Origin of the sequence: Mesorhizobium sp. AR02 (genome assembly GCF_024746835.1) — a bacterium.
Taxonomy (GTDB): domain Bacteria; phylum Pseudomonadota; class Alphaproteobacteria; order Rhizobiales; family Rhizobiaceae; genus Mesorhizobium.
The window spans coordinates 5,019,019-5,044,474 of the sequence record NZ_CP080531.1 but is presented as its reverse complement, the minus strand read 5'-3'; the positions used below and the strand labels follow the sequence as shown (position 1 = coordinate 5,044,474).

21 protein-coding genes and 2 pseudogenes are annotated in these 25,456 nt (G+C 64.9%); 8 read left to right on the top strand and 15 right to left on the bottom strand.

What is annotated here, in order from left to right; translation table 11 throughout:
• Window positions 1-112: 112 nt before the first annotated feature.
• Together DBIPINDM_RS28425 and DBIPINDM_RS28420 are read right to left on the bottom strand one after the other, a co-directional pair.
• Window positions 113-265, bottom strand: coding sequence for a hypothetical protein (locus tag DBIPINDM_RS28425; protein WP_258582303.1), 153 nt, complete (start codon window positions 263-265; stop codon window positions 113-115).
• Between the two features lie 317 nt (window positions 266-582).
• The gene (locus DBIPINDM_RS28420) at window positions 583-1,491 is read right to left on the bottom strand and encodes a LysR family transcriptional regulator (protein WP_258582302.1); all 909 of its coding nucleotides are present in this window, start codon (window positions 1,489-1,491) and stop codon (window positions 583-585) included.
• A gap of 97 nt (window positions 1,492-1,588) precedes the next feature.
• On the opposite strand from DBIPINDM_RS28420, the gene DBIPINDM_RS28415 reads away from it, so the two are divergent.
• A complete protein-coding gene (locus DBIPINDM_RS28415) occupies window positions 1,589-2,812 on the top strand; it encodes an MFS transporter (protein ID WP_258582301.1) in 1,224 nt (407 codons plus the stop codon).
• A gap of 12 nt (window positions 2,813-2,824) precedes the next feature.
• Here DBIPINDM_RS28415 and DBIPINDM_RS28410 read toward each other — a convergent pair whose 3' ends face one another.
• Together DBIPINDM_RS28410 and DBIPINDM_RS28405 are read right to left on the bottom strand one after the other, a co-directional pair.
• Complete coding sequence (locus tag DBIPINDM_RS28410; RefSeq protein WP_258582300.1) at window positions 2,825-5,410, bottom strand: DUF2235 domain-containing protein; 2,586 nt, start codon at window positions 5,408-5,410, stop codon at window positions 2,825-2,827.
• Window positions 5,411-5,916: 506 nt separating this feature from the next.
• Window positions 5,917-6,102: a hypothetical protein gene (locus DBIPINDM_RS28405; RefSeq protein ID WP_258582299.1), complete on the bottom strand. Its 186-nt coding sequence runs from the start codon at window positions 6,100-6,102 to the stop codon at window positions 5,917-5,919.
• A 170-nt stretch (window positions 6,103-6,272) separates the two neighbouring features.
• Between DBIPINDM_RS28405 and DBIPINDM_RS28400 the strand changes: the two genes are divergently transcribed.
• Together DBIPINDM_RS28400 and DBIPINDM_RS28395 are read left to right on the top strand one after the other, a co-directional pair.
• A complete protein-coding gene (locus DBIPINDM_RS28400) occupies window positions 6,273-6,965 on the top strand; it encodes a DUF2270 domain-containing protein (RefSeq protein ID WP_258582298.1) in 693 nt (230 codons plus the stop codon).
• Between the two features lie 219 nt (window positions 6,966-7,184).
• Complete coding sequence (locus DBIPINDM_RS28395) at window positions 7,185-9,395, top strand: cation:proton antiporter (RefSeq protein ID WP_416361796.1); 2,211 nt, start codon at window positions 7,185-7,187, stop codon at window positions 9,393-9,395.
• 24 nt (window positions 9,396-9,419) lie between these two features.
• Here DBIPINDM_RS28395 and DBIPINDM_RS28390 read toward each other — a convergent pair whose 3' ends face one another.
• Window positions 9,420-9,563, bottom strand: coding sequence for a hypothetical protein (locus DBIPINDM_RS28390; protein ID WP_258582296.1), 144 nt, complete (start codon window positions 9,561-9,563; stop codon window positions 9,420-9,422).
• Between the two features lie 203 nt (window positions 9,564-9,766).
• On the opposite strand from DBIPINDM_RS28390, the pseudogene DBIPINDM_RS28385 reads away from it, so the two are divergent.
• The 4 genes and pseudogenes from DBIPINDM_RS28385 to DBIPINDM_RS28375 form a co-directional block, all read left to right on the top strand.
• A pseudogene (locus tag DBIPINDM_RS28385) lies at window positions 9,767-11,119 on the top strand (PAS domain-containing protein); the annotation flags it as partial.
• A gap of 128 nt (window positions 11,120-11,247) precedes the next feature.
• A pseudogene (locus DBIPINDM_RS43675) lies at window positions 11,248-11,577 on the top strand (histidine kinase); the annotation flags it as partial.
• A gap of 24 nt (window positions 11,578-11,601) precedes the next feature.
• A complete protein-coding gene (locus DBIPINDM_RS28380; RefSeq protein ID WP_258582294.1) occupies window positions 11,602-12,243 on the top strand; it encodes a sensor histidine kinase in 642 nt (213 codons plus the stop codon).
• A 16-nt stretch (window positions 12,244-12,259) separates the two neighbouring features.
• Window positions 12,260-12,628, top strand: coding sequence for a response regulator (locus tag DBIPINDM_RS28375; RefSeq protein ID WP_258582293.1), 369 nt, complete (start codon window positions 12,260-12,262; stop codon window positions 12,626-12,628).
• Window positions 12,629-12,694: 66 nt separating this feature from the next.
• Here DBIPINDM_RS28375 and DBIPINDM_RS28370 read toward each other — a convergent pair whose 3' ends face one another.
• The 7 genes from DBIPINDM_RS28370 to DBIPINDM_RS28340 all read right to left on the bottom strand — a co-directional run bounded on the left by DBIPINDM_RS28370 (window position 12,695) and on the right by DBIPINDM_RS28340 (window position 20,173).
• Entirely contained in the window at window positions 12,695-13,630 is a 936-nt protein-coding gene (locus DBIPINDM_RS28370; RefSeq protein WP_258582292.1) for a sigma-70 family RNA polymerase sigma factor, read from the bottom strand.
• Window positions 13,627-14,385: an SDR family NAD(P)-dependent oxidoreductase gene (locus DBIPINDM_RS28365; RefSeq protein WP_258582291.1), complete on the bottom strand. Its 759-nt coding sequence runs from the start codon at window positions 14,383-14,385 to the stop codon at window positions 13,627-13,629. Before DBIPINDM_RS28365 ends, DBIPINDM_RS28370 begins: the two co-directional genes overlap by 4 nt.
• A gap of 90 nt (window positions 14,386-14,475) precedes the next feature.
• On the bottom strand, window positions 14,476-15,357 hold the full coding sequence (locus tag DBIPINDM_RS28360) for an ABC transporter permease (RefSeq protein WP_258582290.1): 882 nt from the start codon (window positions 15,355-15,357) through the stop codon (window positions 14,476-14,478).
• Entirely contained in the window at window positions 15,354-16,307 is a 954-nt protein-coding gene (locus DBIPINDM_RS28355) for an ABC transporter permease (protein ID WP_416361795.1), read from the bottom strand. Before DBIPINDM_RS28355 ends, DBIPINDM_RS28360 begins: the two co-directional genes overlap by 4 nt.
• Window positions 16,308-16,321: 14 nt before the next feature.
• Window positions 16,322-17,986, bottom strand: coding sequence for an ABC transporter substrate-binding protein (locus DBIPINDM_RS28350; RefSeq protein ID WP_258582288.1), 1,665 nt, complete (start codon window positions 17,984-17,986; stop codon window positions 16,322-16,324).
• A gap of 50 nt (window positions 17,987-18,036) precedes the next feature.
• Entirely contained in the window at window positions 18,037-18,810 is a 774-nt protein-coding gene (locus DBIPINDM_RS28345) for a DUF427 domain-containing protein (RefSeq protein ID WP_258582287.1), read from the bottom strand.
• A 10-nt stretch (window positions 18,811-18,820) separates the two neighbouring features.
• Window positions 18,821-20,173, bottom strand: a complete 1,353-nt coding sequence (locus DBIPINDM_RS28340; protein WP_258582286.1) for an LLM class flavin-dependent oxidoreductase — start codon at window positions 20,171-20,173, stop codon at window positions 18,821-18,823.
• Window positions 20,174-20,367: 194 nt separating this feature from the next.
• On the opposite strand from DBIPINDM_RS28340, the gene DBIPINDM_RS28335 reads away from it, so the two are divergent.
• A complete protein-coding gene (locus DBIPINDM_RS28335; RefSeq protein ID WP_258582285.1) occupies window positions 20,368-22,173 on the top strand; it encodes an ABC transporter ATP-binding protein in 1,806 nt (601 codons plus the stop codon).
• 6 nt (window positions 22,174-22,179) lie between these two features.
• Here DBIPINDM_RS28335 and DBIPINDM_RS28330 read toward each other — a convergent pair whose 3' ends face one another.
• From DBIPINDM_RS28330 to DBIPINDM_RS28320, 3 genes are read right to left on the bottom strand one after another with little or no spacing between them, the layout of a single operon-like run.
• Window positions 22,180-22,872, bottom strand: a complete 693-nt coding sequence (locus tag DBIPINDM_RS28330) for an ABC transporter ATP-binding protein (RefSeq protein ID WP_258582284.1) — start codon at window positions 22,870-22,872, stop codon at window positions 22,180-22,182.
• A complete protein-coding gene (locus DBIPINDM_RS28325) occupies window positions 22,869-24,587 on the bottom strand; it encodes an ABC transporter permease subunit (protein WP_258582283.1) in 1,719 nt (572 codons plus the stop codon). The genes DBIPINDM_RS28330 and DBIPINDM_RS28325 overlap by 4 nt, the downstream gene beginning before the upstream one ends.
• On the bottom strand, window positions 24,574-25,443 hold the full coding sequence (locus tag DBIPINDM_RS28320) for a branched-chain amino acid ABC transporter permease (protein WP_258582282.1): 870 nt from the start codon (window positions 25,441-25,443) through the stop codon (window positions 24,574-24,576). Before DBIPINDM_RS28320 ends, DBIPINDM_RS28325 begins: the two co-directional genes overlap by 14 nt.
• Between the last annotated feature and the right edge of the window lie 13 nt (window positions 25,444-25,456).

Here is a 25,456-nt window from a genome sequence, read left to right as displayed (position 1 = left end):
TCCCTCTCTGAAGCTAACGCAGGGCAAGGACCTGATTAACAACGGGATTCGCACGGCAACAGCGCCTGGACTGATCGACAACTGGTGCCGTCTGGAACTCTGGTTTGTCTGGCTACTTGCGCGCGAACAAGCCGCGCGCGAACTGTATGATGCGCTTGTGGAACACGAGCGCCAATATTGCGACAACGGCAAGTAGATAGAGGGTCTCGGTCGATCCGTCGCCGCCGTCAGGTGAGATACCAAACCACCTCTCGATGAAATCCATGTACAGATTCCCTCCGCGATCGAAATTCAAATATAGCTCGTTAGCCTGACCTGATGTCAAGAAGTGATTCAGCGCCACGCTAAATGAATCGGATAAAGAATCATTGGGTGGTACGCGTCGCCATTTTTGGAATAACTTGATAATTTTCCTAAGCTTTGCGTAAAAATTACGCTATCTTATTGATGCAAAACTGAAGGAAAGCTTTGTATCTCGATCATTTCCGGGTCATTTCCCCAGCCGTGGCTGACATGATGCTGTCAGCGGTGGCGCCGCCAACCAGGCGCCAATTCCGGCCTTTCCAGGACAATCCCCCCGGCTCAAGACACCAGCGGCATCGGCACCTTGAGCCCATCGATCAGCGCGTCGCGGAACAACGCGATGGGGCGGCTGAGCCTTCCGGCCGGCGGGCGGTGCAGCAGCCAGGCGCGCACTTGCGGCTTGAAATCGGGGCAATCGATGACCTCGACCCTGTCGCGCCAGCGGCTGTCGGCGAAGGCGCCGGGCGTGACGATGCCGATGCCATGGCCGCGCGCCACCAGCGACATTCTGAGGTCGACGCTGAGCGCCTCCACGCCGACCTGGAACGGCAGCCTTGCCGCCTCGAAGCTCTGGCGGATGAAGGCGCGAAAACCGCAACCGTTTTCGTTCATCACCCAGGCAAAGCGTGACAGTGAGGCAAGGTCGGCTTTCTTCGGCACGCCAAGTCCGGGGGATGCGACCAGCAGCACCGATTGCGCGCCAAGATCGTCGCAGGCCAGTTCGTCTGGCGGCGCCAGCCCTTCGGCGAGGCACACCGCCACCGCGTCGAGTTCGCTGTGCGCCACCTGCTCCACCAGCCTTGGCGACCAGCCGGAGGTGATCCGCAACGTCAGCTGCGGAAAGGCGGCGCGCAGGCTGTCGAGCGGCAGCGCAAGTGCCGCGTCGGAGAGATAGGGCATGATGCCCAGGCGGAACTCGCCCTTGACTTCGGCTTGCGGCGACACGCCAGCCCTGAGATCCTCCAGCGAGCGCAGCACCCGCCTTCCATGTTCATAGGCCTCGCGCCCGGAAGCCGTCGGCTTCAGCGGCTTCGACTGACGGTCGAGCAGCGCTGTCGCCAGCCCGTCCTCCAGATTCTGGATGCGGCGCGTGACACCCGGCTGGGTGAGGTTGAGCCTGGCCGAGGCACCGACGATCGAGCCGGTTTCCACCACGGCGATGAAGGCTTCGAGGTCATGGATATTCATGCGCATCTCGCATAATCATTATCGAATTGATTGAATTGTAGCATGATAAGGCTTCGGCATAAAGTCCTCACACGATATGCGACCTATTGAGGACCTCATGCCTGACACCAATGACGGCCAGCTGTGCGAGCGGCTGCCCGCCGGCACCATTACCGGCCCGCAGACGCTGCTTTTTGCCGCCTCTACCGGCATCATCGTCACCAATCTGTTCGCGCCGCAGACCCTGGTCGGGTTGATCGGCCCGTCACTCGGCGCCAGTGCGGCGAGCGTCGGCCTCGTCGCCATGGCCACGCTGCTCGGCTACGCCGCCGGCCTGTTCTTCCTGGTGCCGATGGCCGACCTTGCCGAGAACCGCGACCTGATCCTGCGCATGCTCCTGACGGCAGCCCTTGCGGCTGGCGTCGCCGCCTTGGCGCCCGGCATCGCCTCGCTGCTGATCGTCCTGTTCGTGCTCGGCGCTGCCTGTTCGGCGATCCAGATCCTGGTGCCGATCGCCGCCTCGATGGCGCCGCCCGGCGAGGCCGGCCGCGTCATTGGCGATGTCATGAGCGGGCTGATGATCGGCATCCTGCTGGCGCGGCCGCTGGCCAGCCTCATCGCCGATGCCTGGGGCTGGCGCGCCTTCTATGGCCTCAGCGCGGCAGCCCTCGTCCTGCTCGCCTGCGTGCTCGCCTTCACCTTGCCGCCGCGGCGCCCGGAGGCGAAATCGTCCTATGGCGCGCTGATCGCCTCGCTGTTCGGTCTGCTGCGCGACGAGCCGGTGCTGCGGTGCCGTGCGCTGACGGCGGCGCTGGTGATGGCGGCGTTCAGCCTGTTCTGGACGGCGGTGGCCTTGCGCCTCGCTGGGCCGCCTTTCGGCCTTGGCCAGCGCGGCATCGCGCTCTTCGCACTCGTCGGCGCCGGGGGTGCCATGGTCACGCCGCTGTTCGGCCGCGCCGGCGACCATGGCTGGACGCGGTCCGCCACCATTTTCTGCCATCTCGGGCTGATCGGCGCGATGGCGCTCGCCGCCTGGGCTGGTTCCTTCCTGTCCGGAGCGACTTGGCAACCGCTGGTGCTGATGGGCGTCAGTGCCGTACTGCTCGACATCGGCGTCACCGGCGACCAGACGCTCGGCCGCCGTGCTGTCAACTTGCTTCAACCTCAGGCCCGCGGCCGCCTCAACGGCCTGTTCGTCGGCATCTTCTTCATCGGCGGCGCCATCGGCTCATTGCTGGCCGGTGTTGCCTGGACCTGGGGCGGATGGACTTGCGTGTGCACCATCGGCGGCGCCTTTGGCGTCGCTGCCCTTCTGGTCGACTGGACCGGCGGACCGGAGTGATGGCCAGCCGACTCAAGGGAAGACGTTCACCTTTCCGACCCTCACCTCAGCCGATCCATGGTTGTTGTGACGGTAGAAGAAGTCGTAGACGCCAGGCAGGCCGATCACGGCATCGTTGACATAGATATAGAGCTCGCCGGATGCCTTGGGCTTGATCTCGGCGGTGAGCTTTATGTTCGCGCATTGGCCGGGAATCACCGGCTCGACGGCATTGAGGACATATTCGTCATTGCCGAACCGGCCGACACGCGCGATGGGCTTGAAATAAGGTTCCGCCCACCAGCGCTTCATCAGCGTCGCAAGATAGTGCGCCACACTGCTCTCCTGGACGCCACGCGTATCGGCGCACAAGGCCCCGTCCTTCCACGCATCGGTGATGGAGATTTCGACCTCATAGCGAACGCCTTCCTGCAGCCAGTTGCCAGTATCGCCGCACATATCGGCGGTGTTGAGGACGTAAGGCGCTCCCGTCAGCCTCTCGGCGCCGGTCGGGTTCGCGGAGGCCGGCTCGGCACAGAAGGCGCCCATCGAATCGGCAACCTCGAACGTGGCCTTGTTGGCCGCAAACAGCAGCAGACCCGCCGACAGGGCCAGGAACACCGCCGGCAGCACATATTCCCGCAAATGTTCGTAGACCGAATTGGCGAAGCTGTTGGTACGGATGGCCCGTGCCACACGCAGCGAAATGGGCGTCGGCAGTGCGTCTGTGCGCGGCCCGCGCCGGCTGAGCACGACAGAGGTGGCAAGACAGCCGATGAAACCGATGGCAAACAAGCCGGCCGCGTAATTTTTGGCCAGCCCCAGCGCCAGGGCGCCGAAGCCGAGCACGATCGTCCCGATCAGCGAGGTGCGCCGGTGCGCATCGGACCGGTTCAATTGCAGCACGGCCGCAGTGCGATCGATCGCGACGTTCCAGGCCGATCGCGCCCGGTCGTTGATGCGCGTGCGCAACAGCCCGTTGACCCACAGGAGAACACCGAGCACGAGGCCCAGTCCTGCCGCCAGGATCGAATGCTTTGCCATGGCGTCCACCCATGGCGCCGCGATGCCGGGCAGGAAGCCGCTGACCAGTCCGATCACAGGCCCGACCAGGCCGGCCGCGGACTGATCGAGCCGTCCGGTGACGTCGAGCGTGACATAGCCGGCCAGCAGCGGAAACGCCAGGAACAGCACGGCGATCGACAACAGGGCATAGTAGAGTCCCCGGCGCCACCACACCGTGTCCCGCATCAGCCGCATGAGTTCCAGGCGGTCGGCGGCATGCTGCGTGCGGCTGCCGGCACTATTGTCCTGAAGCATGGCCAGCGTTTCACGGAATTTCTTGTCCATGCTGGCCAAATTGCGTTTGCGCCCGGCCGGAAGCGGCAATTTATCGGTGACGGCGGCCTTGCGGATCGTCACCCAGTCTTCGTCAGGCAGGCCCGTGAACGGCACCCGGGCACCCAGCGGCGACAGCACCTCGATATGCTCCGGCAGCGCTATCGGCGCGTAATCGTCGTTTCCCTTCGCCATGCGCATGATGACGCTGGCGTCGACCAGCGGTGTCACGCCTGGGCCCATCAACTGCTTGGCGTCACGCGGATGGTAGCGATAAAAGACGCTGACGCCGGAGCGGGAATCATAGATGCGCCCGGCTTCCGACGCATAGTCCCAGTAGTCGGCGACCATATCCTTCTTGAATCGCAGCCCTTGCTCGGCGGCCTCGCCGATCATCCAACACAAGGGGATATGGGCAAGCCTGTCGTCGGGGTAGCCGCCGCCGACATTGGCATGGCAGCCGGCGAACCAGACTTGCAGCAGGCGTGGATCGGCCACGTCGGCCCCCTCCAGGACAGCCGCATCCAGTGTCGGAGCGGGCTCGTTCCATGGGATCGGGAAGAATGTGCGCCGCTCGTCGTCGATGCTGAAGGCCTGCCGGGCGCAATCAACGGCATCGAGAAGGCCCCTCTTCTCGAAGGTCATTGGCCAGACCCATTTGTTCACCGCCTTGGTCAATTCATCGACCGGCAGGCCATAGGCGGAGACGGTGTCCCAGACGCCAACGAAGGCGACGCGGATCTCCTTGGCCGAGCGGGGGTCGGGCACACGCGGCTTCACCTGGCTGTAGGCACGGCTTCCGGTGATTTCATTCCACAGGTCGACCGCCCTGTCGCGCACGAAGCGGGCAAACACCACCCAGGGCAGCTTTGAACCGAAGGCCTTCGGCCGATACGCCCGATAGGCGGCGAGCGCATTGCGGTCGAGTTCCTCTTCCGACTTGAAATCGACCAGCCCTTCCCTGGCGATCATGCCGACCAGCACGCGGATGGTGAACGCGCCGCGGCTGAAGCCGAAGGCGAAGATCTTGTCGCCCGGCTCATAGTTGAGGCACAGGAACTTGTAGAGCGCCAGCACACGGCGCTTGACGCCGAAGCCGAGCGCCAGGCCGATGATCTGGAACGGCTTGAATTGCGAGGTGCCGACACCGTCGCTGAACACCGCGACCTGGTCGCCGCCGGTCAGGTCCAGCGCCTGGTAGAGGCGCCAGACATTGGTCTTGAACGCCTTGGCGGCGCTGTTGCCGGTACCGTCGGCAAAGACAACGATGTTCCTGCCCATGTCCTCCTCCTCCTCTCAATAGCCTTTCGCCGCGTGTCACTCCTGCCTATTCACCACGGCACGCTGCTCAGTGCCGCTTCTGCTTGCCGCGTCATTGGTGCCCAATCGGCGCAGCGCCGGTGGCACAACTCATCCCTGATCCTGGAAAGGGCAATAGACGTCCTGCGCGCGCGTGCCGCCCGGCCGATTGAATGCGCATGGACAGTGAAATTCAGCGCCGCCATTGCTAGGCAAGCGACGATGGTCCCAGCTGTCAGGGCCAGCAGGCTCCTGACGATCCGCCTGATTTTCACTCGAACCCCCCAGTTCGTTGGTGTCACTATCCAACAACCAGAGGCGGCGCGCAAGTAGAGAGAGTAAAATCCTCGCTTTGACTTCGGCAGTGGAAAATTCCACTGGAATAGAATCCGATGGGAATCTTGCTGAACTGCCCTCCGACGCGAATTGTCGGGTTTCCCGCCAAGCAAACGACGCCTCTCGCCACCCGAGGCAATGTCTTGCCGCCTTCAGAACCGCGTCGAGAAACTCGCCTTGAAAGCGTTTTCCATGGCGCCTGAGGCGAACTGGCCGTCATAGGTGAAGCCGAGCCGGCTGCCTTGACCGATAGCGAGATCGATGCCGGCCTGCAGCGCCAGCGCATCCCTTGCGATCGGCGCGCCGGTGACCGTGAAGGCGCGGATAAATCTGGGCATCGGAGGAGCATCCGCCGGCCCGCAATTGCGGCCGCGGTGCTGGCGCCGGGACAGGATTGCTCCCCCGAAGCGCCAAATCGGCGAATCGCCGCGCCATCTTCTTGTTCGCGGCAGCTGCGACAGGGAACGATGTTGCCGGCAAACCGTTATAATCCTTGCCGGAGGACGTCATGAACGATGCGTCGGCAAAACCCGTAAGTCCCGCCCTTTCATCGACTGAGCGCGTGAACACGCTGTCGCATTTCCACCGCGCCGAGATCGCGCGCATGGCGGGTTGGCGCGATCGGCTCGACAGGACGACGAACTGGGCGATCACCGTGGTGGCGGCGATGCTTTCGGTGTCGCTGTCGACGGCCAGCGCACATCACGGCGTGCTGCTATTTGCCATGCTCTTGATCCTGCTGCTTCTGTGGATCGAGGCACGCCGCTACCGGTTCTTCGATTTTTACCGGGCGCGCGTGCGCCAGTTCGAGCGCCACTATTTCGCGCAAATCTTCTCCCCGCAGCCCGATTTCGCCTCGGATTGGTTGCTCATTGTCGGCGAGGGCCTGCGCGCGCCAAAGTTCCTGCTGTCGCACCGGGCCGCGTTGGCGCGCCGCCTGCGGCGTAATTACATCTATCTCTTCATGATCCTGCTGCTGGCCTGGGTGCTCAAGATAACGACCCCCAGCCTTCAGGTCGGAGGTGTCGAGACCGGGTTCGTCGGCTCGCTCCGCTATGCCGTCGACAGTGCCGCCCTTGGCCCCATTCCCGGCGTGGCGATCGTGGTCTGCGTGGCTGCATTCTATGCCTGGCTGTTCGCCATCGTCCTTTTCGCGTCCGGCGGCGACGGCGAACTCTCCTTCGGCGACGTCCATGTCTGACATCGACGTTTGACGTCGACCCCTGGCGAGATGCGGCTGCAACGCAAAGGGCGGCCGCGCGTTGTCATGTTCAGTCCGCCGCGACGTTTGAGGGAACCCATGAATCGGCAACCGGCACCGACGTCAGGCCGCCTCACGGTCGTTCTCACGCTGGCAATTCTTGCCCTGGTACCGGCAAGCCGCGCCTTCGCCGCCCAGGCGTCCGGACATGCCTCGGGCATGGGTGGCTCGGCCGAGGGCCTGTTCGTCGCCGAGATCGTGCTTCTCCTGCTGGTTGGGCGCGGCCTCGGCGAAATCTTCCAGCGTTATGGCCAGCCGGCGATCATGGGCCAGCTGATCGGCGGCATCCTGCTCGGTCCCTCGCTTTTCGGCTGGGTATGGCCCGACGCCCAGCACCTGATCTTCTCCAGCGACCCCGCACAGAAAAGCATGATCTATGCCATCTCGCAGCTCGGCATACTGCTGCTCCTGCTGTTGACCGGTATGGAGACGGATTTGCGCCTGGTGCGCCGTGTGGGGGCGGCCTGTTTCTCGATCTCGATCACCGGCGTCGTCGTGCCTTTCATGTGCGGCTTCGCGCTGGCGCAGTTCCTGCCGGACTCCCTGCTGCCCGACCCGACGCAGCGCGTCGTCGCCGGGCTGTTCCTCGGCACGGCGCTGTCGATCTCCTCGGTCAAGATCGTCGCCATGGTGGTGCGCGAGATGAACTTCATGCGCCGCAATCTCGGCCAGGTCATCATCTCCTCGGCCATCATCGAGGACACGATCGGCTGGCTGATCATCGCCGTCACCTTCGGCATCGCCACCAATGGCAGCCTCCAGGTACTGCCGCTCATCACCACCGTGGCCGAGGTGGCGTTGTTCATGGTGTTTTCCTTCACCATCGGCCGCCGTCTTGTCTTCACCCTGATCCGCTGGAGCAACGACACTTTCCGCAGTGAATATGCCGTCATCACCGTGATCCTTATTATCATGGGCGTGATGGCCCTGATCACCAACCTGATCGGCGTCCACACTGTGCTCGGCGCCTTCGTCGCCGGCATACTGGTCGGGGAATCGCCGATCCTGTCCGACCACATCGAGAGCCAGTTGCGCGGCGTCATAACCGCGCTGTTCATGCCGGTCTTCTTCGGCATGGCCGGCCTGTCCGCCGACCTCACCGTGCTTGCCAACCCGACATTGGCGTTGCTGACACTGGCGCTGGTGGTAATAGCAAGCGTCGGCAAGTTCGGCGGCGCCTTCCTCGGCGGGCGGCTGGCCGGCATGTCGCTGAAGGAGGCCACCGCCGTCGGCAGCGCCATGAACGCCCGCGGCTCGACCGAGGTCATCGTCGCCAGCATCGGCCTGTCGATGAACATCCTGTCCCACAATCTGTTCACGATGATCGTCACCATGGCCGTCATCACCACGCTTGCCATGCCGCCCATGCTGCGCTGGGCGCTCGGCCGCCTGCCGGTTGGAAATGCCGAGAAGCAGCGCGTCGACCGCGAACTGCTCGACGAGCGTGGCTTCGTCTCCAGGCTGGAGCGCCTGCTGCTGCTGGTCGACGACAGCCCGGTCGGCAAATTCACCGCCTATCTGGCCGGCCTGGTCGGCGGCGGCAGCGGCATGCCGACCACGCTGCTTCATCTCCAGGACGGCAAGCTCGCCGGGCAGGTCGGCGACAAAGGTCCGGAGCGAGCGTCCAGGGAGGTCAAGAAAGGTGCCGCTAGGAGTGCAAAGGCCGTCAGCAAGGCTGAGGACACGCTTGTCGACAAGGTCCATCTCACAGCCCGCACCGAGCTTGAGGCCAGCGCCGAGACAATCGCCGCGGAAGCCCGCAAGGGCTATGGGCTTCTGCTGGTCGGATTGGAGAACACGCTGACCGACAAAGGCACGTTCAGCGGCGTGCTGAAGGACATCAGCAGCGGTTTCGACGGCCCGCTCTGCCTGGTGCTGAACGGCCACAAGGCCAATGGAAAGGTGCCGGTGCTGCGTGCCGGAACGACGATACTGGTCCCTGTCAACGGCACCGAGGTCGCGCGCCGCGCCGCCGATTTCGCACTGGCGCTGGCGCGGCCGCACCAGGCCCGCGTCAAGGTGCTCTATGTCTCGCAGGCGAAGGGCAGTCGACCGGGCTCGGTTTCGCACCGCCGGGAGGAAGCGGTGCTCAAAGATGTCGCCGATCTCGCCGACCGTTACGGCGTTGCCATCGATACCGCGATCCGCACCCGCGCCACGCCGGACAAGGCGATCGCCAGGGAAGTGGCCAAAGGGGCGGCTATGGTGGTGATGGGTGTCACCCAAAGGCCGGGCGAGGAGCTGTTCTTCGGCGACACAGCGACAGCCGTGCTCGCCGCGGTCGCCTGCCCGGTCGTGCTTCTGGCCAGCGAACGCGTCAAGCGCGTCGACGCCAGCGCCGAGGAGACGGCAGCCGAAATCAGTGCCTGATGCCTTCGGTCGAGCCTTCGGAACCTATATGCCGAAGAACTGCCTGCCGATCATATATCCCAACGCCGCCACGACGAGCGGAAACAGCGCCGGCGCTACCTTGCTGAACAAGGAAGCCTTTGTGTCCTTGGGCGGCACATAGCGTGCATTGCCGAGATTCTTGGTCATTGCGTACCCCGCGCCAAACCATCAGTTTCGCGCATGTCGTTATCCCAAAACCGCTACCCAGTTTTGGTGGACATGCATTAGAACACGCTTATTAACAGCATGGCCGAATTAACGGCTTGCAAAGAAATTCGATCGAATAGCCGGCTTTCCCTCCTCAATCCGACAACCCTGCCGAAGGAAAATCGGCAGGTGCCGGGAACCGAATGGCTTTCCCCGGGTTGAGGCGTTCAGGGGAGCAATGCTTATTCACCGTCTCGTCAAAAGCATCCAACACGGCGAGCTGTCATGGCGCACAGCCATGGCCGCGCCGCGACGTCCGGCGGTCCGCACAATCGCGCACGATCCACAGAATCCGACATGTTAGCCTGCACCAATCGACTCTCGACCAAGCGCCGATCGATCCACGAGATGCCATGCCGCAAGCCCGCACAATGACCGTAGGCAATCCTCATATTGCTTTTCTGTCGGGCGGCGGAGAGCTCGGTCGCCTGATCGCCGCGTTCGACTGGGTCTCGACCTCGATCGGACCGATCGAGATCTGGCCGCAGAGCCTCAAGACGGCCGTCTCGCTGATCCTGCGCTCCAGGGTGCCGATCGTCATGCTGTGGGGGCACGACGGCGTCATGATCTACAATGACGGCTATTCGGAATTTGCCGGCGGTCGCCATCCGCAATTGCTCGGCTCGAAAGTGCGCGAAGGCTGGCCCGAAGTGGCCGACTTCAACGACAACATCATGAAGGTGTGCCTGGGCGGCGGCACGCTTGCCTATCGCGAGCAGGTGCTGACGCTGAACCGGACCGGCAAGCCCGAGCAGGTCTGGCTCGATCTCGACTATTCGCCGGTGCTCGATGAGAGCGGCGAACCGGCCGGCGTCATCGCCATCGTCATCGAGACGACCGCCAAGGTTGCCGCCGAGCGCTGGCGCACCAGCGAGCGCGACCGCCAGCGCCAGATGTTCGAACAGGCGCCCGGCTTCATGGCCATGCTGTCCGGCCCGCAGCATGTCGTCGAACTGACCAATGCCGCCTACATGCAGCTCGTCGGCCACCGCGACATCATCGGCCTGCCCATCCGTCAGGCCTTGCCCGAGATAGAGGGGCAGGGCTTTTTCGAGTTGCTTGATCAGGTCTTCACCTCCGGCGAAGCCTTCATCGGCTACGCGCTGAAGGCCGAGTTGCAGCGCACGCCCGGGGCGGCGATCGAAGACCGCTTCATCGACCTCGTCTACCAGCCGGTGCGCAATCCGGCCGGCGAGGTGTTCGGCATCTTCGTCCAAGGCGTCGACGTCACCGACCGGCTGATCGCCGAACAGGCGCTGCGCCAGAGCGAGACGCAGTTCCGCACTTTCGCCGAGGCGATGCCCAACCACGTCTGGACGGCGACGCCGGACGGGCTGCTCGACTGGTTCAACCCGCGCGTCTACGATTATTCCGGCGCGAAGCCAGGCGAGCTTGATGGTCACGGCTGGGCCGACATCGTGCATCCCGACGACATCGTCGCGGCCGCGGAAAAGTGGCAACAGGCGCTGGCCGCCAGCACGTTCTACGAGACGGAGTTCCGGCTGCGTCGGCATGATGGCATCTATCGCTGGTTCATTGCGCGCGCGCGGTCCCGATCCGCGACGCCGACGGCGCCATCCTGCGCTGGATCGGCACCAACACTGATATCGACGACCAGAAGCAGGTGGCACAGGCCCTGCTGCAGAGCGAGCGCCGCTTGCAGCTGTCGCAGAATGCAGCGGGCATTGCGGCACTCGAACTCGATATCGCCAGCGGAACCGTGGTCGGCTCCGAAGGCTTCTGGGGTCTCTGGGGACTGTCGCCGCGCGACAGCGTGCACATCAGCGTGCTGGAAAACATCGTCATTCCCGACGACAAGAACGTCCGCTCCAACCCGGAAACGCGTGAAAATGGCACCGCCGTGCCTGCCGCGGAATACCGCATCCGGCGGCCCGACACCGGCGAATTGCGCTGGCTGTCGCGCCACATCGATTTCGTCCATGACGAGACCGGCAAGCCGGTCAAGATGTTCGGTGTCATGCAGGATGTCACCGACCGGCGCGAGGCGCAGGCGCGGCAGGAACTGCTGACCCACGAACTCGAACATCGCATCAAGAACATCCTGGCGATGGTCGCGGCCATCGCTTCGCAGACGCTGCGCAACACCGACATCGCCACCGCGAGCGCCACCTTCAACGAGCGCCTGCGCGCGCTCGCCAACGCCCATGACGTTTTGAACAAGACCCGCTGGACCAGCGCCTCGATCCGCGAGGTGGTCGACAACACCATCGCCACCTTCCCGCTCGAACAGATTTCGATTTCCGGCCCGGCGCTGCCGATCAACCCGAAGATGGCGCTGACGCTGGCGCTCGCCGTCAACGAGCTGGCCACCAACGCGCTGAAATATGGCGCCCTGTCGGCACCGGAAGGCAAGGTGGTCATCGAATGGTCGCTGCAGCCGTCGGCCGAGGCATCGGGCGAAAAGCGGCTGCTCTGGCGCTGGCGCGAGAGCGGCGGCCCGCCGGTGACGCCGCCCAGCCGGCGCGGCTTCGGCCGCTTCCTGATCGAGCGCGTCTTCGGCACCGATTTCGGCGGGTCGGTCCGGATCGACTTCCACCCCGACGGCGTCGAATGTGTGTTGAACGCACCGGCACCCCAATTGCCGACAGCACTTTACTGACTACATAGGGCGTGCCATGACCACTCAGAGCCTCGTCACCGTCCTCGTCGTCGAAGACGAAGCCTTTCTGCTGTTCGCCATCGCCGACGAACTGCGCGAGGCGGGATACGATGTGCTGGAAGCCAGCAATGCCGACCAGGCGATCCGCCTGCTGGAGGCCCGCCAGGACATCGCCATCCTGTTCACCGACATCGACATGCCGGGTTCGATGGATGGCCTGCGCCTGTCGGCCGCCGTGCGCGACCGCTGGCCGCCGGTCAAGATCATCATCACCTCGGGCAAGCAACAGCCGGCCCGGGACGCGATGCCGAGCGGCGGTGTCTTCCTGCCCAAGCCCTATGCCCCGGCGGCTGTCGCGGCCACCATCCAGGGCCTGCTCGATTAGCGCTCGTCCAACGAACTGGTGGAACGATTTGCTGGCATTTGGTGTCGTCAGCATCGCCCAAGCGGATCAGAACCTGCTTCCGCGATCCCAAGATCCGGTTTCCCGTGCCAGCACCAGCCCGGCATCGTCGGTGATATAGCCGACATAACGATAGTCTCGGATGAAGCTGATCCGCCCGTCGCGCCAGTCCAGCCACATGAAATGAACAGGCTTCGTGTCGGTCCTGTGCTGGAACACCGCAATCACCTCGCGGCCCTCGACCCAGCCCGGCTTGAGCCATACCTCATCGCTCCTGGCATAGATGGTGAAGAACGTACCGACGTCGGCGGCACCGGAGCGCGGCGGGTGCATGGACTGTTGAAGTCTTACGTCCTCGGCAAGCAGCGCGCGCAATCCGTCCCAGTCGCGCTGATTGAACAGGGTGACGTAACGCACCACGGCGGCCGACGCGATGCGCGCATCGGGAAGCTGGCTGGCTTGGGCGTTGATCTCCCGAAGTCGGGCGCGGCCGCGTGCCAGATGCGCTTTGACCGCATCGACTGTAATGCCAAGCAAAGCGGCGATTTCGGTCAGCGGTTCGTCGAGCACATCCTTGAGGATGATGACGCTGCGCTGGACCACCGGAAGCTCCACGAAGCGCGACACAGCAGTCCCTACCGCCTCCCTGCGCATCAGGATCTCCACGGGGTCGGGTTTGCTGTCGTCGGCAATTTCAAATGCCGCCTCGATGGGCTCAGCTATACGGATCGCGCGGCTGCGCAGCAGGTCCAGCGCCCGGTTGTGAGCGATGCGGAACAGCCAGGGCCTAAGCTGCGCCGCCTCGCTCAGTTCGTCCAGCGCAACGGAGGCTCGGGCAAAGGTGTCTTGCACGACGTCCTCGCCGTCGATGACCGAGCCCATGAGCCGCGCGCAATAGCGGTGCAGTTCCGGCCGCAACGCGGCGGCAAGGGCAAGCAGCCCTTCGCGTCGGTCGCGTTCCACGCCAGGCTTCCCGCCGCTCAAGCCGCAGCACCCTCCATGATCGTGACGCCGGCATCGCCATTGAGGCCGAAGACGACGCCCTCGGCATATTGCGGGTCCTCCAGCACCGAAACCACCCTGTCGCCGAACGCGCGGGGCGGCATCGGCGCGCCGAAGCGGGTCACGAATTGTTCCGGCGTGATGCCCATCGAGCCTGCATAGGCATCAGCCGCCTCGTCCCCGATCCCTGTTCCGAGAATTATCTGGCGCGGCAGGATTGCCTGGAAGCAGATGCCGAGCTTCTTCTCCTGCGAGACCCCATTGGCGTATTTGGCCATGAACCAGAGCATACGCTTGGAACCGCCATAGCCGCCAGACATCTGCGATCCGGTAACGGCAGCGCCGCTCGACCCCACCAGCACGCGGCTGCCCGGCTTGAGCGGCAGGTTCAGTGCCGCCTGCAGCCAGTACAGCCCGGCCTTGACGTCGGTCTCCCAGGCGATGGAGAAATCCTCCCACCTAAGCTGGTCCAATCGCCCCATTCGGGGTTTCGCACCGGCATTCAGCACCAGTATGTCGGGGCGGACCTTGCCAAGGATGCGATAGGCCGCGTCCTCGTCGGTGACATCAGCGGAAATGGTAGCGACCCCGAGCCGCGAACCAACCGCCTCCAGCGCCTCGGCGCCGCGCGCAACGACGGTCACCTCAGCACCTTGCTCGACCAGCGCTTCGACCAATCCGAGGCCCAGCCCACGGCTGCCGCCAGTAACCACGATTTTCTTGTCCTTGAGGCTCATTTACCTTGCTCCAATGTTTCACTGTAGCAAAGACGTTTGAGCCTCGGGAAAAGAGTCAGCCCCGCGCCGATCAACCTGTTCTATTACCGCCTACTTGTCGCTGTTCTCAAAGGCGCCAATCCCTTGCGCAATGAGGTTGGTGGCCATCACCAGCGAGATGATCGCGGCCGAATTGAACACGACCACCCACCATTTGCCGCCGGTGAGGAAGCCGTAGCCGTCGGCGATCGCCAGCCCCCAGTCGGCAGATGGTGGTTGGATGCCGAGGCCGAGGAAGCTCAGCGTCGCGATCGAGAAGAAGGCGTAGCCAAGCCGGGTGATGAGCTCGATCAGGATGGTTTCCCGGACATTGGGCAGGATCTCCACGAACATGATCGCCAGCCGTCCTTCGCCGGCGAGCCGCGCGGCGCTGATATAGTCGCGCTCGCGCTGTTCGCGCGCGGCGGTGCGCACGGTGCGCGCCACCAGCGGCGCATAGGCAAGGCCGATCACCAGGATGACGGTGAGGTTGGACGGGCCGATCGCCACCAGCGCCATCGTCACCAGCACGATGAAGGGCAGCGACATGACGGCATCGAGCAGTCGCGCGCCGATAGCATCGACCAGGCCGCCGAAGGTGCCGAGCACCAGGCCGATGACGCTGCCTGTGGTCACACCAGCCAATGTCGCCAGCGGCGCCACCAGCAGGATGTCGCGCGAGCCGACGACGATGCGCGAAAGCACGTCGCGCCCGAGCTGGTCGGTGCCGAACCAGTGCACCGCGTCGGGCGGCGTCATCATGGACAGGAAATCCTCGGCATAGGGATCGAACGGCACGAATTGCGAGCCGAACACAGCGCAGGCGACCCAGAACAGAAGCACCGCCGAACCGATCACCGTCGACGGCGCCACATTGGGCAGAAGACCACGCAGGCGGCCGAGCCAGGAAAGCCTGATGTCGCTGCGCATGGGAGACTGGGCGAGATCGGTCATGACGCGTTCCGCCGGCGCTGGCGCGGATCGAGCAGCGCCTGCAGGAGATCGCCGATCGCCGCCGTCGACACGAAAATCGCAGCCATCACCAGCACGCCGGCCTCGAGCATCGGGAAGTCGCGTGCCTTGGCCGCGCTCAGCACGAGATTGCCGAGCCCTTGAATGCCGAACAGCGCCTCGATCACCACCAGCCCGCCGAGCAGGAAGCCGCTCTGGGTGGCGATGACCGCCACCGTCGGCACCAGCGCGTTGCGCAGCACATGCTTGAACAGCACCTGCGCAGGGCTGAGGCCCTTGAGGATCGCGGTACGCGTATAGTCCGCGCCGCGCGCTTCGATCACCCCTGCCCTGGTCATGCGCGCGACATAGCCGATCAGGTTCAGCACCAGCGGCTGCGCCGGCAGGATGAGGTAGTAGCTGCTCGTCCAGAGACCGGACCCATCCGGCGCCGCACCCGTGATCGGAAACCAGGCCAGCCACAGGCCGAAGACCATCAGCAACAGCAGGCCGGAGACGAAGTCCGGCACGATCGAGAGCGAGACGCCGGTCAGCACGATCAGTCTGTCGGCAAGGCTCCCCGAGCGCAGGCCCGCAACGACGCCGGCACCGATGCCGATCGGCACGAGGAACAGCAGCACGACGCCGGCCAGTGCCGCGGAATTCTTGATGCTCGACAGAACGAACGGCGCCACCGGCGCGCGCATCGACAGCGAGTCGCCGAAGTCGCCGGTGATCGCCCGGCTGAACCAGTGCCAGTACTGGGCGAGGATCGGCTGGTCGGTGCCGAGCTTGCGGTTGAGTTCGGCGACCGCCTGCGCATCGGCGAACGGGCCGAGCATGACGCGGCCGACATCGCCGGGCAGCACCTGCCCGGCGAGGAAGACCAGTGCGCTGACCAGCCACAGCGTCAGCAGCAGCGAGCCTGCGCGTGCCGCCAGCGGCCGCACGATCGCCAATGAGGCGGTCACACGAACGACACCTTGTCGAGCAGCAAGTGCGAGATCGCGGTGAAACGCACGCCCTCGACCTTCGAGGAGACGATGCGGCTGTATTGCGAGAAGTAGCTGATGATCAGCGGCGTCTCGTCGAGCAGCAGGGTCTGGATCTTGCCGGCGGCGAGCCGCTGCGCCTGCAGGTCGCGCGCCTTGCCATAGTCGAGCAGCAGCGCGTCATAGGCGGGGTTGTTGAAGTGCGCCGCGTTCCAGGCACCCGAGCTCTTCAGCGTCGCGTTGAGGAAGATGTCGGGCGTGCCGCGATGGCCGAAATCGGTGATGCCGAGATTGGAATCCAGCCATGGCGAGCTGCCGAACGTCGCCGAGCCGTAATAGGCATCCTGCGGCAGCACGTTGAGCTTGATGTCGATACCGGCCTTCTTGGCGAAGTTCTGGATGATCACGGCATAGTCGGGAATGTCGTAGGCGCGTTCGGTGGTCAGCGTCACCTCGAAGCCGTTCGGCACGCCGGCCTCGCCAAGCAGGCGCTTGGCCTCGGCGATGTCCTGCTTGCGCTGCGGCACCGACGGATCAGCCGAGGGGAAGATCGGCGCGAACGGCGTGTCGTTACCGACGATGGCGCGACCCTTCAGCAGGCCCTTGACCACGGCCTCGCGATCGATGGTCAGCGCCAGAGCGCGGCGCACGCGCTTGTCGGTGAACGGCGCCTGGTCGGTTCTAAGATGCGCCGGATCATGCGAGCTGGCCTGCACGCTGAGCAGCTTGAAGTTGGGATTGCCCTCGATCGCCAGTTCCAGCCGCGTGGTGCTGGGGATGACGTCGAGTTGGCCGGCCTGCAAGGCCAGCACCTGCGCCTGTTCGTCGTCGAAGAACTTGATCTCGACGCGGTCGGGCAGCGCCTTGTCGCCCCAATAGTCCGGGTTGCGCACGAAGCTGGCGCCTTGCTTGGGGCGGAAGGATTCCAGCTTGAACGGGCCGGTGCCGTTGAAAGCCTTCTCGAAATCGCCGGCATAGTCGGCCGGCACGATGACGGCATTGTAGACGTCGGAGGAAACGTAGAACGGGAAATTGCTGTTCGACTGGTCGAGATCGAAGGCGACCGTCTCGTCGTCGACGACCTTGGCGCCGCCCTTGGAGAGAATGCCCTTGTAGGCCGACAGAGCGGACGAGCCGCTGGCCGGATCGACCAGCCGCTCGAAGCTCGCCACCACATCCTTGGCCGTGACGGTGCGGCCATCGTGGAACTTCACGCCCGGCCGCAGCTTGAAGGTCCAGCGCTTGGCGGTCTCGTCGGCTTCCCAAGACACGGCAAGCTTCGGCTGCAACCCGTCCTTGGGATCGTCGAGGATCAGATATTCGCCGACCTGGCTGATCACGCCGATGCTGGCCGGATCGGTGATGGTGACGGGGTCGATCGCCTTGGTCGGCTGGCCAAGACCGACACGGACCGTGCCGCCAGTGGTCGCAGCGCGTGCGCCTGATGTGAACAGCCCCTGCGAGGCAGCAAAGCCGGTGAGGCCGAGAAGTGCTGCGTATTTCAAGAGGTCGCGGCGCTTGAGGAAGCCCTGTGCATATTCGTCCACCGCGACATTCCAGATGTCGCCATTGTGGCCGCGCCCAGTGTGGTCGCGCCCGGCCTGGTTGCGCAGCAAATCGATGTCGGAACGTTTGGTCATTTTTTCGCTTTCTTGAATGGGAAGATGGGCATGAATGGGAAGGGCCGCCGTCAGGCCGGCTGGCCGTCGAGATGGATGCGGTCGACCGCTTGCGGATAGAAGGCGATCAGGCCTTTGATCTTGGGCATTTCGTCGATCGGATCGCGGTAGCTCCAGGCAATGTCGGGACGAACCGAACCGTCCTTCAGCAGCCCCGACCAGTAGGAGGCGATGCCCTTGTAGGGACATCGTGTCGCCGAATTGGACGCCGTCAGCCGCTCCAGCCGGACATCCTCCGGAGGCAAGTAGAAACGAGTCGGCAGATGGGTCTCGAACAGCAGCACCGGGCGCTTGCTGTCGGCGATGATGTCGCCGTCGAACCAGACCTGGACATGGCTGGAGCTTTGCAGCACGTCGATGCGCGCATAGGGATCGCGGGCATGGACGAAGACTTCTTCTTCCTCCTCGAACCACTGGTCGACCGCCTTCCAGGTGAAGGCGATGCGGCCGGCGAGCGGCGCCAGATTTTCATCCGGGGGTGCTGTGAACGACCACGCCGCATTGGCGGCGCGCTTGTCGCCGCTATCGATATCCCAATAGGCGGTCTCGCCGCCGACGGCATGCGGCTCGCGGTGCAGCGACGGCTTCAGGACCGAGGGATCGACCGAGGACGGCGGGAAGAAATAGATCGGCAGGAAATGGTTGGAGCGCAGCACCAGCACATTGCGGCTGTCGGCGATGGTGCGGCCGCCGAATTTGACACGCACACGCTTGGGGCTGTGGAGCACATTGACGAGTCGCGGAGCGGTGGCTTCGCGGGGTTGAAGATTTGGTGCTGCGGTCATGGCTATCCCCTCAGGACACGGCGCGCGCATTGGCGCGCTGCTCGGCGAAGCGGTTGGCGGGGCGGACAAGGCCAAAACGGTCGCGCAAGGTGCCCGGCGCATATTCGGTCGGGACCAGGCCGCGCCGCTGCAGTTCCGGCACCACCTGCTCGGCGAAATTCACCCAGTCCTCCGGCAGCAGCGGGAACATCAGGTTGAAGCCGTCGGCGGCACCCGCGACGAACCAGTCTTCGAGCTGGTCGGCGATCTGCTTCGGCGTGCCGGCAACCATCGGCACCGAGCCGCTGTTGGCCAGCTTGCGGGCGATATCGCGCAGGCTGAGATTCTGCTTCGACCATTGCTTGACGCGGTTGAGCGAGGTGCGCCCGCCATTGAAGGTGCTCTCATCCGGCAGCGGCGGCAGCGGACCATCAGGCGGATAGGCGGAAAGATCGATGCCGCTCCAGCTCGACAAAAGGTCGATGCCGACCTGGTCGGGAAGCAGGCTCTGCAGATACTCCTGCTTGTCGCGGCCTTCGGCCTCGGAGGCGGCGACGATCGGCAGGATGCCGGGCAGGATCTTGAAGCTCTCCGGCCGCCGGCCGTGGCGGGCCAGCCGCTCATTGATATCCTGACGGTATTTGATGCCGTCTTCCCTGGTGCTGTAGATGGCGAAATGCGCATCGGCCTGGGCGGTGGCGAAATTCTTGCCGTCCTCGGACGAGCCGGCCTGGACGATCAGCGGATGGCCCTGCGGCGGCCGCGACACGTTGAGCGGCCCGCGCACCTTGAAGTGCTTGCCCTTGTGCTCGATCGGATGGACCTTGTCGGGGTCGGCAAAGTAGCCCGTCTCCTTGTTGATCAGGAGCGACTCGTCTTCCCAGCTGTCCCACAGCGCCTTGACGATATCGAGGAATTCGCCGGCCCGCTCATAGCGGAAGGCGTGTTCGATATTGCCGTCGCGACCGAAATTGCGCGCCTCCTCGTCCATGGCCGAGGTGACGACATTCCATGACGCCCTGCCCTTGCTGATATGGTCGAGCGAGGCGAACATGCGCGCAACATTGTAGGGCTCGCTGTAGGAGCTCGATGCCGTGGTGATCAGGCCGATATGCTTGGTCACGCCAGCCAGCGCCGACAACAGCGTCAGTGGTTCGAGGCGGGCATTGGCGTAATGGGCGACGCCGCTTTTGACCGAATCCCAGATCGACACGTGGTCGGCGACGAAGATGGTGTCGATCCTGGCCCGCTCGGCCGCCTGCACCAGCTCGCGATAATAGTCGAAATCGAGCACCTCGCGTCCCGGCGCGCGGGGGTGGCGCCATGACATGCGGTGGTCGCCCTGCGGGTTGAAGAAGAACGCGCTGAGGATCATGTGCGACATGCCGGTACCCTTCCCTTCGATGCGGAAAATCGGCGGCGCAGCGGCCTGTGGCCGTGCCCCGAAAATTGTCCTGTCCTCGAAAGTTAGATTGCGCCCAGGTTTAATTCGAGTAATTTTATAGAGATTGTTCCCCATGAAAGCGGAAGCGATTGCCCCTGATCGCCGTGCGCGCAGAAAGTGGTTTCCGGTTATCCATGTCTTCGATTCTGAACGTCGAGCACCTCTCCGTTTCCTATCGCGGAGCCAGGCACATCCATCGCGCGGTCGATGACATATCGCTCCGCATCGGCCAGGGCGAAGCGCTCGGGCTGGTTGGCGAATCCGGTTCGGGCAAGAGCTCGGTGGCTCTGGCGGTGCTGCGCTATCTGCCCAGGCATGCCCGCGTCGAAGCCTCGCAACTGGCGTTCGAAAATCGGGAGATTCGTGACCTTTCGGCGGCCGAGCTGCGCGGGTTGCGCGGCGACCGCATCGCCGCCGTCTATCAGCATCCGGGCTCGGCGCTGAACCCCAGCATGACTATTGGCGGCCAGATCACCGAGACCATCCTGCGCCATCGCCCGATGCATCATGACGATGCGTCTGCGCGCGCGGCACAGCTGCTCGGCCGCGTCCGCGTCGCCAATCCGGAGCGGGTGTTACAGCTTTATCCCCATGAACTGTCGGGCGGCATGCAGCAGCGTGCCAACATCGCCATTGCCATCGCTCTCGACCCGTCGCTGCTGGTGATGGACGAGCCGACCACGGCGCTCGACGCTAGCGTCCAGTCCGAGATCATCGCCATCCTCGACGATCTGCGCCGCGAGCACCGCACCAGCATTCTTCTGATCAGCCACGACATCAATCTGATCCGCCGCTCCTGCGACCGGGTCTCGGTGATGCAGTCCGGCTCGATTGTCGAAACCGGTGCCGCAAGCGAGGTGTTCGACAACCCTCGCCACGGTTACACAAGGGCACTGGTCGCGGCCATTCCGACGCTCAACCGCACCAAGCGCGACGGCAGGCTGGCCGAGGATGCGAGCCCCATCGACCTCACTTCGGACGTGCTTGCCGGGGAGAACGAGGACAACGCCCTGCCCGCACCGCAACGCGAAATCGCCGTCTCGTGCCGGGGCATCAAACAATCCTTCGGCGGCCAGCCGGTGCTGCACGGCATCGACCTCGACATCGCCAGCGGCGAGACTTTTGGGCTGATCGGCGAATCCGGTTCCGGCAAGTCGACGCTGGCCCGCATCGTCACGGGCCTGCAGCCGCCGACGGCGGGCACGGTCGCGCTGTTCGGCAAGACCGTGGCGCCGCTGGTCGAGCGGCGCCAGGCAAGCGAGCGGCGCGACGTGCAGATGGTGTTCCAGTCGCCCGACCGCACGCTCAACCCGCGCCAGCGCATCAGCCGCATCCTCGGCCGGCCGCTGCGGCGGCTGGCCGGCCTGCCGCGCCGCGCGGTGCCGCAGCGCGTCGGCGATCTCCTGGCCTCGGTGCGTCTTGCCCGCGCGACGGCGGAACAGAAGCCCGGCACGCTCTCCGGCGGCCAGCGCCAGCGCACAGCCATTGCGCGGGCCTTCGCCGGCCTGCCGCGGCTGGTCGTGCTGGACGAGCCGACCTCGGCGCTCGACGTCTCGGTGCAGGCGACGGTGCTCAACCTGCTCAACGATCTGCAGAAGAGCAAGGACACCGCCTACCTCTTCATCAGCCATGATCTGAGGGTCGTGCGCTACATGGCCGACCGCATCGGCGTGCTCTATCGCGGCCGCCTGGTCGAGACCGGTTCATCCGACCAGATCTTTGCCGGCCCCAACCATCCCTACACGCAGATGCTGCTGGCGGCGTCCTCCAACGATGGGCAGGCGACGACCATGGCCGAGGCCGCCACTGAAGCCGGCCCCGGCGGCTGCGCCTTCGCCGGCCGCTGCCCCTTGGCCGACGCCGGCTGCCATGCCGCCGAACCAGCCGCTCGGGAAGTCGAAACAGGCCATTTCATCGCTTGCTGGAAACGCGCTGCCTGATCGAACCTACCCCCCGAGATAAAGCCGGTGCAGTTCGTCCGGCGACTGCAGCAGTTTCATGCAGTCGCCGTCATGGACGACGCGGCCGCGCCGCATGACATAGGCGCGATTGCCGATCGACAGCGCGAGTGCCGCGAACTGCTCGACCAGCAGCACTGCCAGCCCATTGTCGGCAAGCTTGCGCACCGCGCTCATCAGCCGTGTAACGATGACCGGCGCCAGGCCCGCCGACATCTCGTCAATCAGCAGCACCTTGGGCCGCGTCAGCAGGGCGCGCGCGATGACCAGCATCTGCTGCTCGCCGCCCGACAGCAGGCTGGCCTTGACGGCGCGCCGCTGTACCAGTTCGGGAAAAAGCGCATAGGCCTCAGTGAGATCGGAGCCCGAGTGCAAGCTCACCTTGAGGTTCTCCTCGGTAGTGAGTTGCCGGAACACGGTGCGGCCTTGCTCGACATGGGCAAGGCCTTCGCGCGAGCGTACGCCAGGCCGCGCCTTCTGGATCTCGCGGCCATCGATGGCGATCGAGCCGCCGGCGACCGGGATGATGCCCGACAGGCCTTCGAGCAGCGTCGTCTTGCCGGCGCCATTGGCGCCGAGCACGACGCTGATGGCACCGCTTTCGACCGCTATGTCGAGCGACGACACCACAGGCAATTCGCTACGGTTGATCGACAGGTTGGAAACGACGAGCTTGCTCATGCCGCCACGCTCTCTTCCTCGATGCCGAGATAGGCCTTCTTCACCGAACCCTGGTCGAGCACCTTGGCCGGCGGGCCGGATGCGATGACGCGGCCGAAATCGAGCACGGTGACCTCAGAGCAGACCGCCCGCACCAGATCCATGTCGTGCTCGACCAGCAGCACCGCCGAGCCGAACAGTCTTGGGATCTCGGCGATACGCTGTCCCAACCGCACGCTCTCCTCATGCGACTGGCCGGCGGCTGGTTCGTCGAGCAGCACCACCGCCGGGCGCGCCGCGACCACGCCGGCAACGTCGAGCAGGCGCCTGGTGCCGGCGTCGACCGACACCACCAGCGTGTCTGGATCGGGGCAATCGAGCCAGCCGAGGATCGCCCTGGTCTCGCTTGCCGACAGGCCCTTGGCGGCGAGCGCCAGATAGCCGCCGACGGTGAGTTCCGGCGCGATGCGGTTGGTCTGCCAGGTCCGGCGCACGCCTTCGCGGGCGCGCAGATGCGCCGGCATGCCTTCCAGCGCCTTGCCGCCAAGTTTGATGCTGCCTTCGTAACTCGACAGGAAGCCGGCAACGGCGTCGATGAAGGTCGACTTGCCGGCGCCATTGGGGCCGATCAGCCCGGCGACGGTGCCGGCGGCGACCGTCAGGCTGACGCCGTCGAGCGCCACCACGCTGCCATAGCGCACCGTGAGTTTTTCAATGCTGAGCGCCGGGCCGGCGGCGCGGCTGATCGGGCGCGGCAGGTCGCTTGCCGGCGCCGAGGCGGTCGCCTTGACGCGCGCCGGCATCAGCTTGCGCACTTGCCGACGGAACGTTTCGCTCATCGTCTCGCCTGTCGACAGCGCCTGCGTGGCGCCGATGGCGAACAGCACATTGCCGATATCCTGCGGCAGATCGAGCCGGCGCAGGATTTCCGGGAACATCACCACCAGCAAGCCGCCGATGATGGCGCCCTCGGCGAAATGCGCGCCAGTCATGACCGCCACCGCATAGAGCGACAGCGATTGCATCATGCCAAAGTTTTCCGAGACCAGCGTGCCGAGATAGCCGGCGAGCAAGCCGCCCGAGATGCCGGCGATAAAGGCCGAGATGGCGAAGGCCGACAGCTTGGCGGTGGCGATGCTGACGCCGTGCGCGGCGGCCGCGCGCTCGGAATGCCGCACCGCCAGCCAGGAGGCACCGAGGCGAGAGCGGCTGACCACTTCAAGCACCACTGCAACGGCCACGTAGAACAGCAGCACGAAGACAAAATAGCCCTCGTCGCTGTCGAACAATTCCGGCCGCGGCACCTGCAGGAAGTCGGTCTGGCCGGGATAGGTCATGGTCGCCAGAATGGTGTCGAAGGCGGTGGCGAAGGACAGCGTGACGATGGCGAGGTTGATGCCGCGCAACCGCAGCGCCGGCAGGCCGATGGCGACGCCCAGCGGCACCGCCGCCAGTCCGCCGATGAGGATCCACACGGGCAGCCCGCCCGGCGCCTCGGCAAGGTTGAGATAGCCGACGGTCCAGGCGCCGACGCCGGCGAACGACATCTGGCAAAGCGCGATCATGCCGGTGCGCCCGGCGACGAGGCCGAGGCTCTGCAGCGCCACGCCGGTGATCAGCACCGAAGTGGCCAAAAACACCCAGTAGGACGGCAGCAGGCCGAGCAAGGCCACACTGCCGGCGACGAGCGCGACGGCAATGACGATCAGCGAGGCTTTCAGACTAGCGCGCTTCATCCCAACGGGCCTCCCGCTGCGACCAGAGCAGAACCGCGAGCACGACCAGGAAGGGGATGGCGCTGCGATACTGGCTGATGCTGTCGACCGAGCTTGCCATGCCTTCGACCAGGCCGAGCCCGATGCCGCCGGCCAGCGTGCGCCAAAAACTGCGGAACAGGCCGACAAGGGCCGCCGCAAGTGCGGGCACGACCAGCAGGCTGAGCGTCATGAAATTCGGCGAGCGCTGCGGCGCGATGATCATCAGCGCGAAGGTGGTGAAAGCGCCGGTCATGCCCCAGACCAGCAGCGACAGCAGCTGCACGCGGATGCCGAGCAGTTCGGCCGCCATCGGCCGGTCGGCCAGCGCGCGCAGATTGAGGCCGACCTTGGTGGTGTTGAGGAACAGGTCGGCAAGCATGGTGAACAGCGCTGCCAGCCCGATGGTCAGCACCGAGGCGATCGTCACCTCGACGCCGGCCAGGCGGAAGGCGGAACCCGGGAACAGTTCTGGCATGTTATGCGGATGCTGGCCGCCGGTGAGCCGCAGGCCGATGGCGATGATGCCGACCAGCAAGGCCACTGTCACCGCCGCCTTGGTCGAGGCGCTGGCCTCGCCAAACCACCGCGTCATGATAAAGCCGATGGCAACGCCGGCCACCGTGCCGGCGGCAATGCCGGCCACCACCGACGGCCAGAGCGGGAAACCGGCTTCATAGAGCGCGATCAGCACGAAGGTCCCGGCCGTGCCGATCGCGGCACCGGTGAAGTTGACGACGGCGACCAGCCGGTAGGTGAAGACGGCGCAGACGCCGAGCAAGGCATAGGTGCCTCCGGCTGTCAGCCCCGCCACGGCGGATGTAAGCAATGCGTTCATCGGATTCCCAATT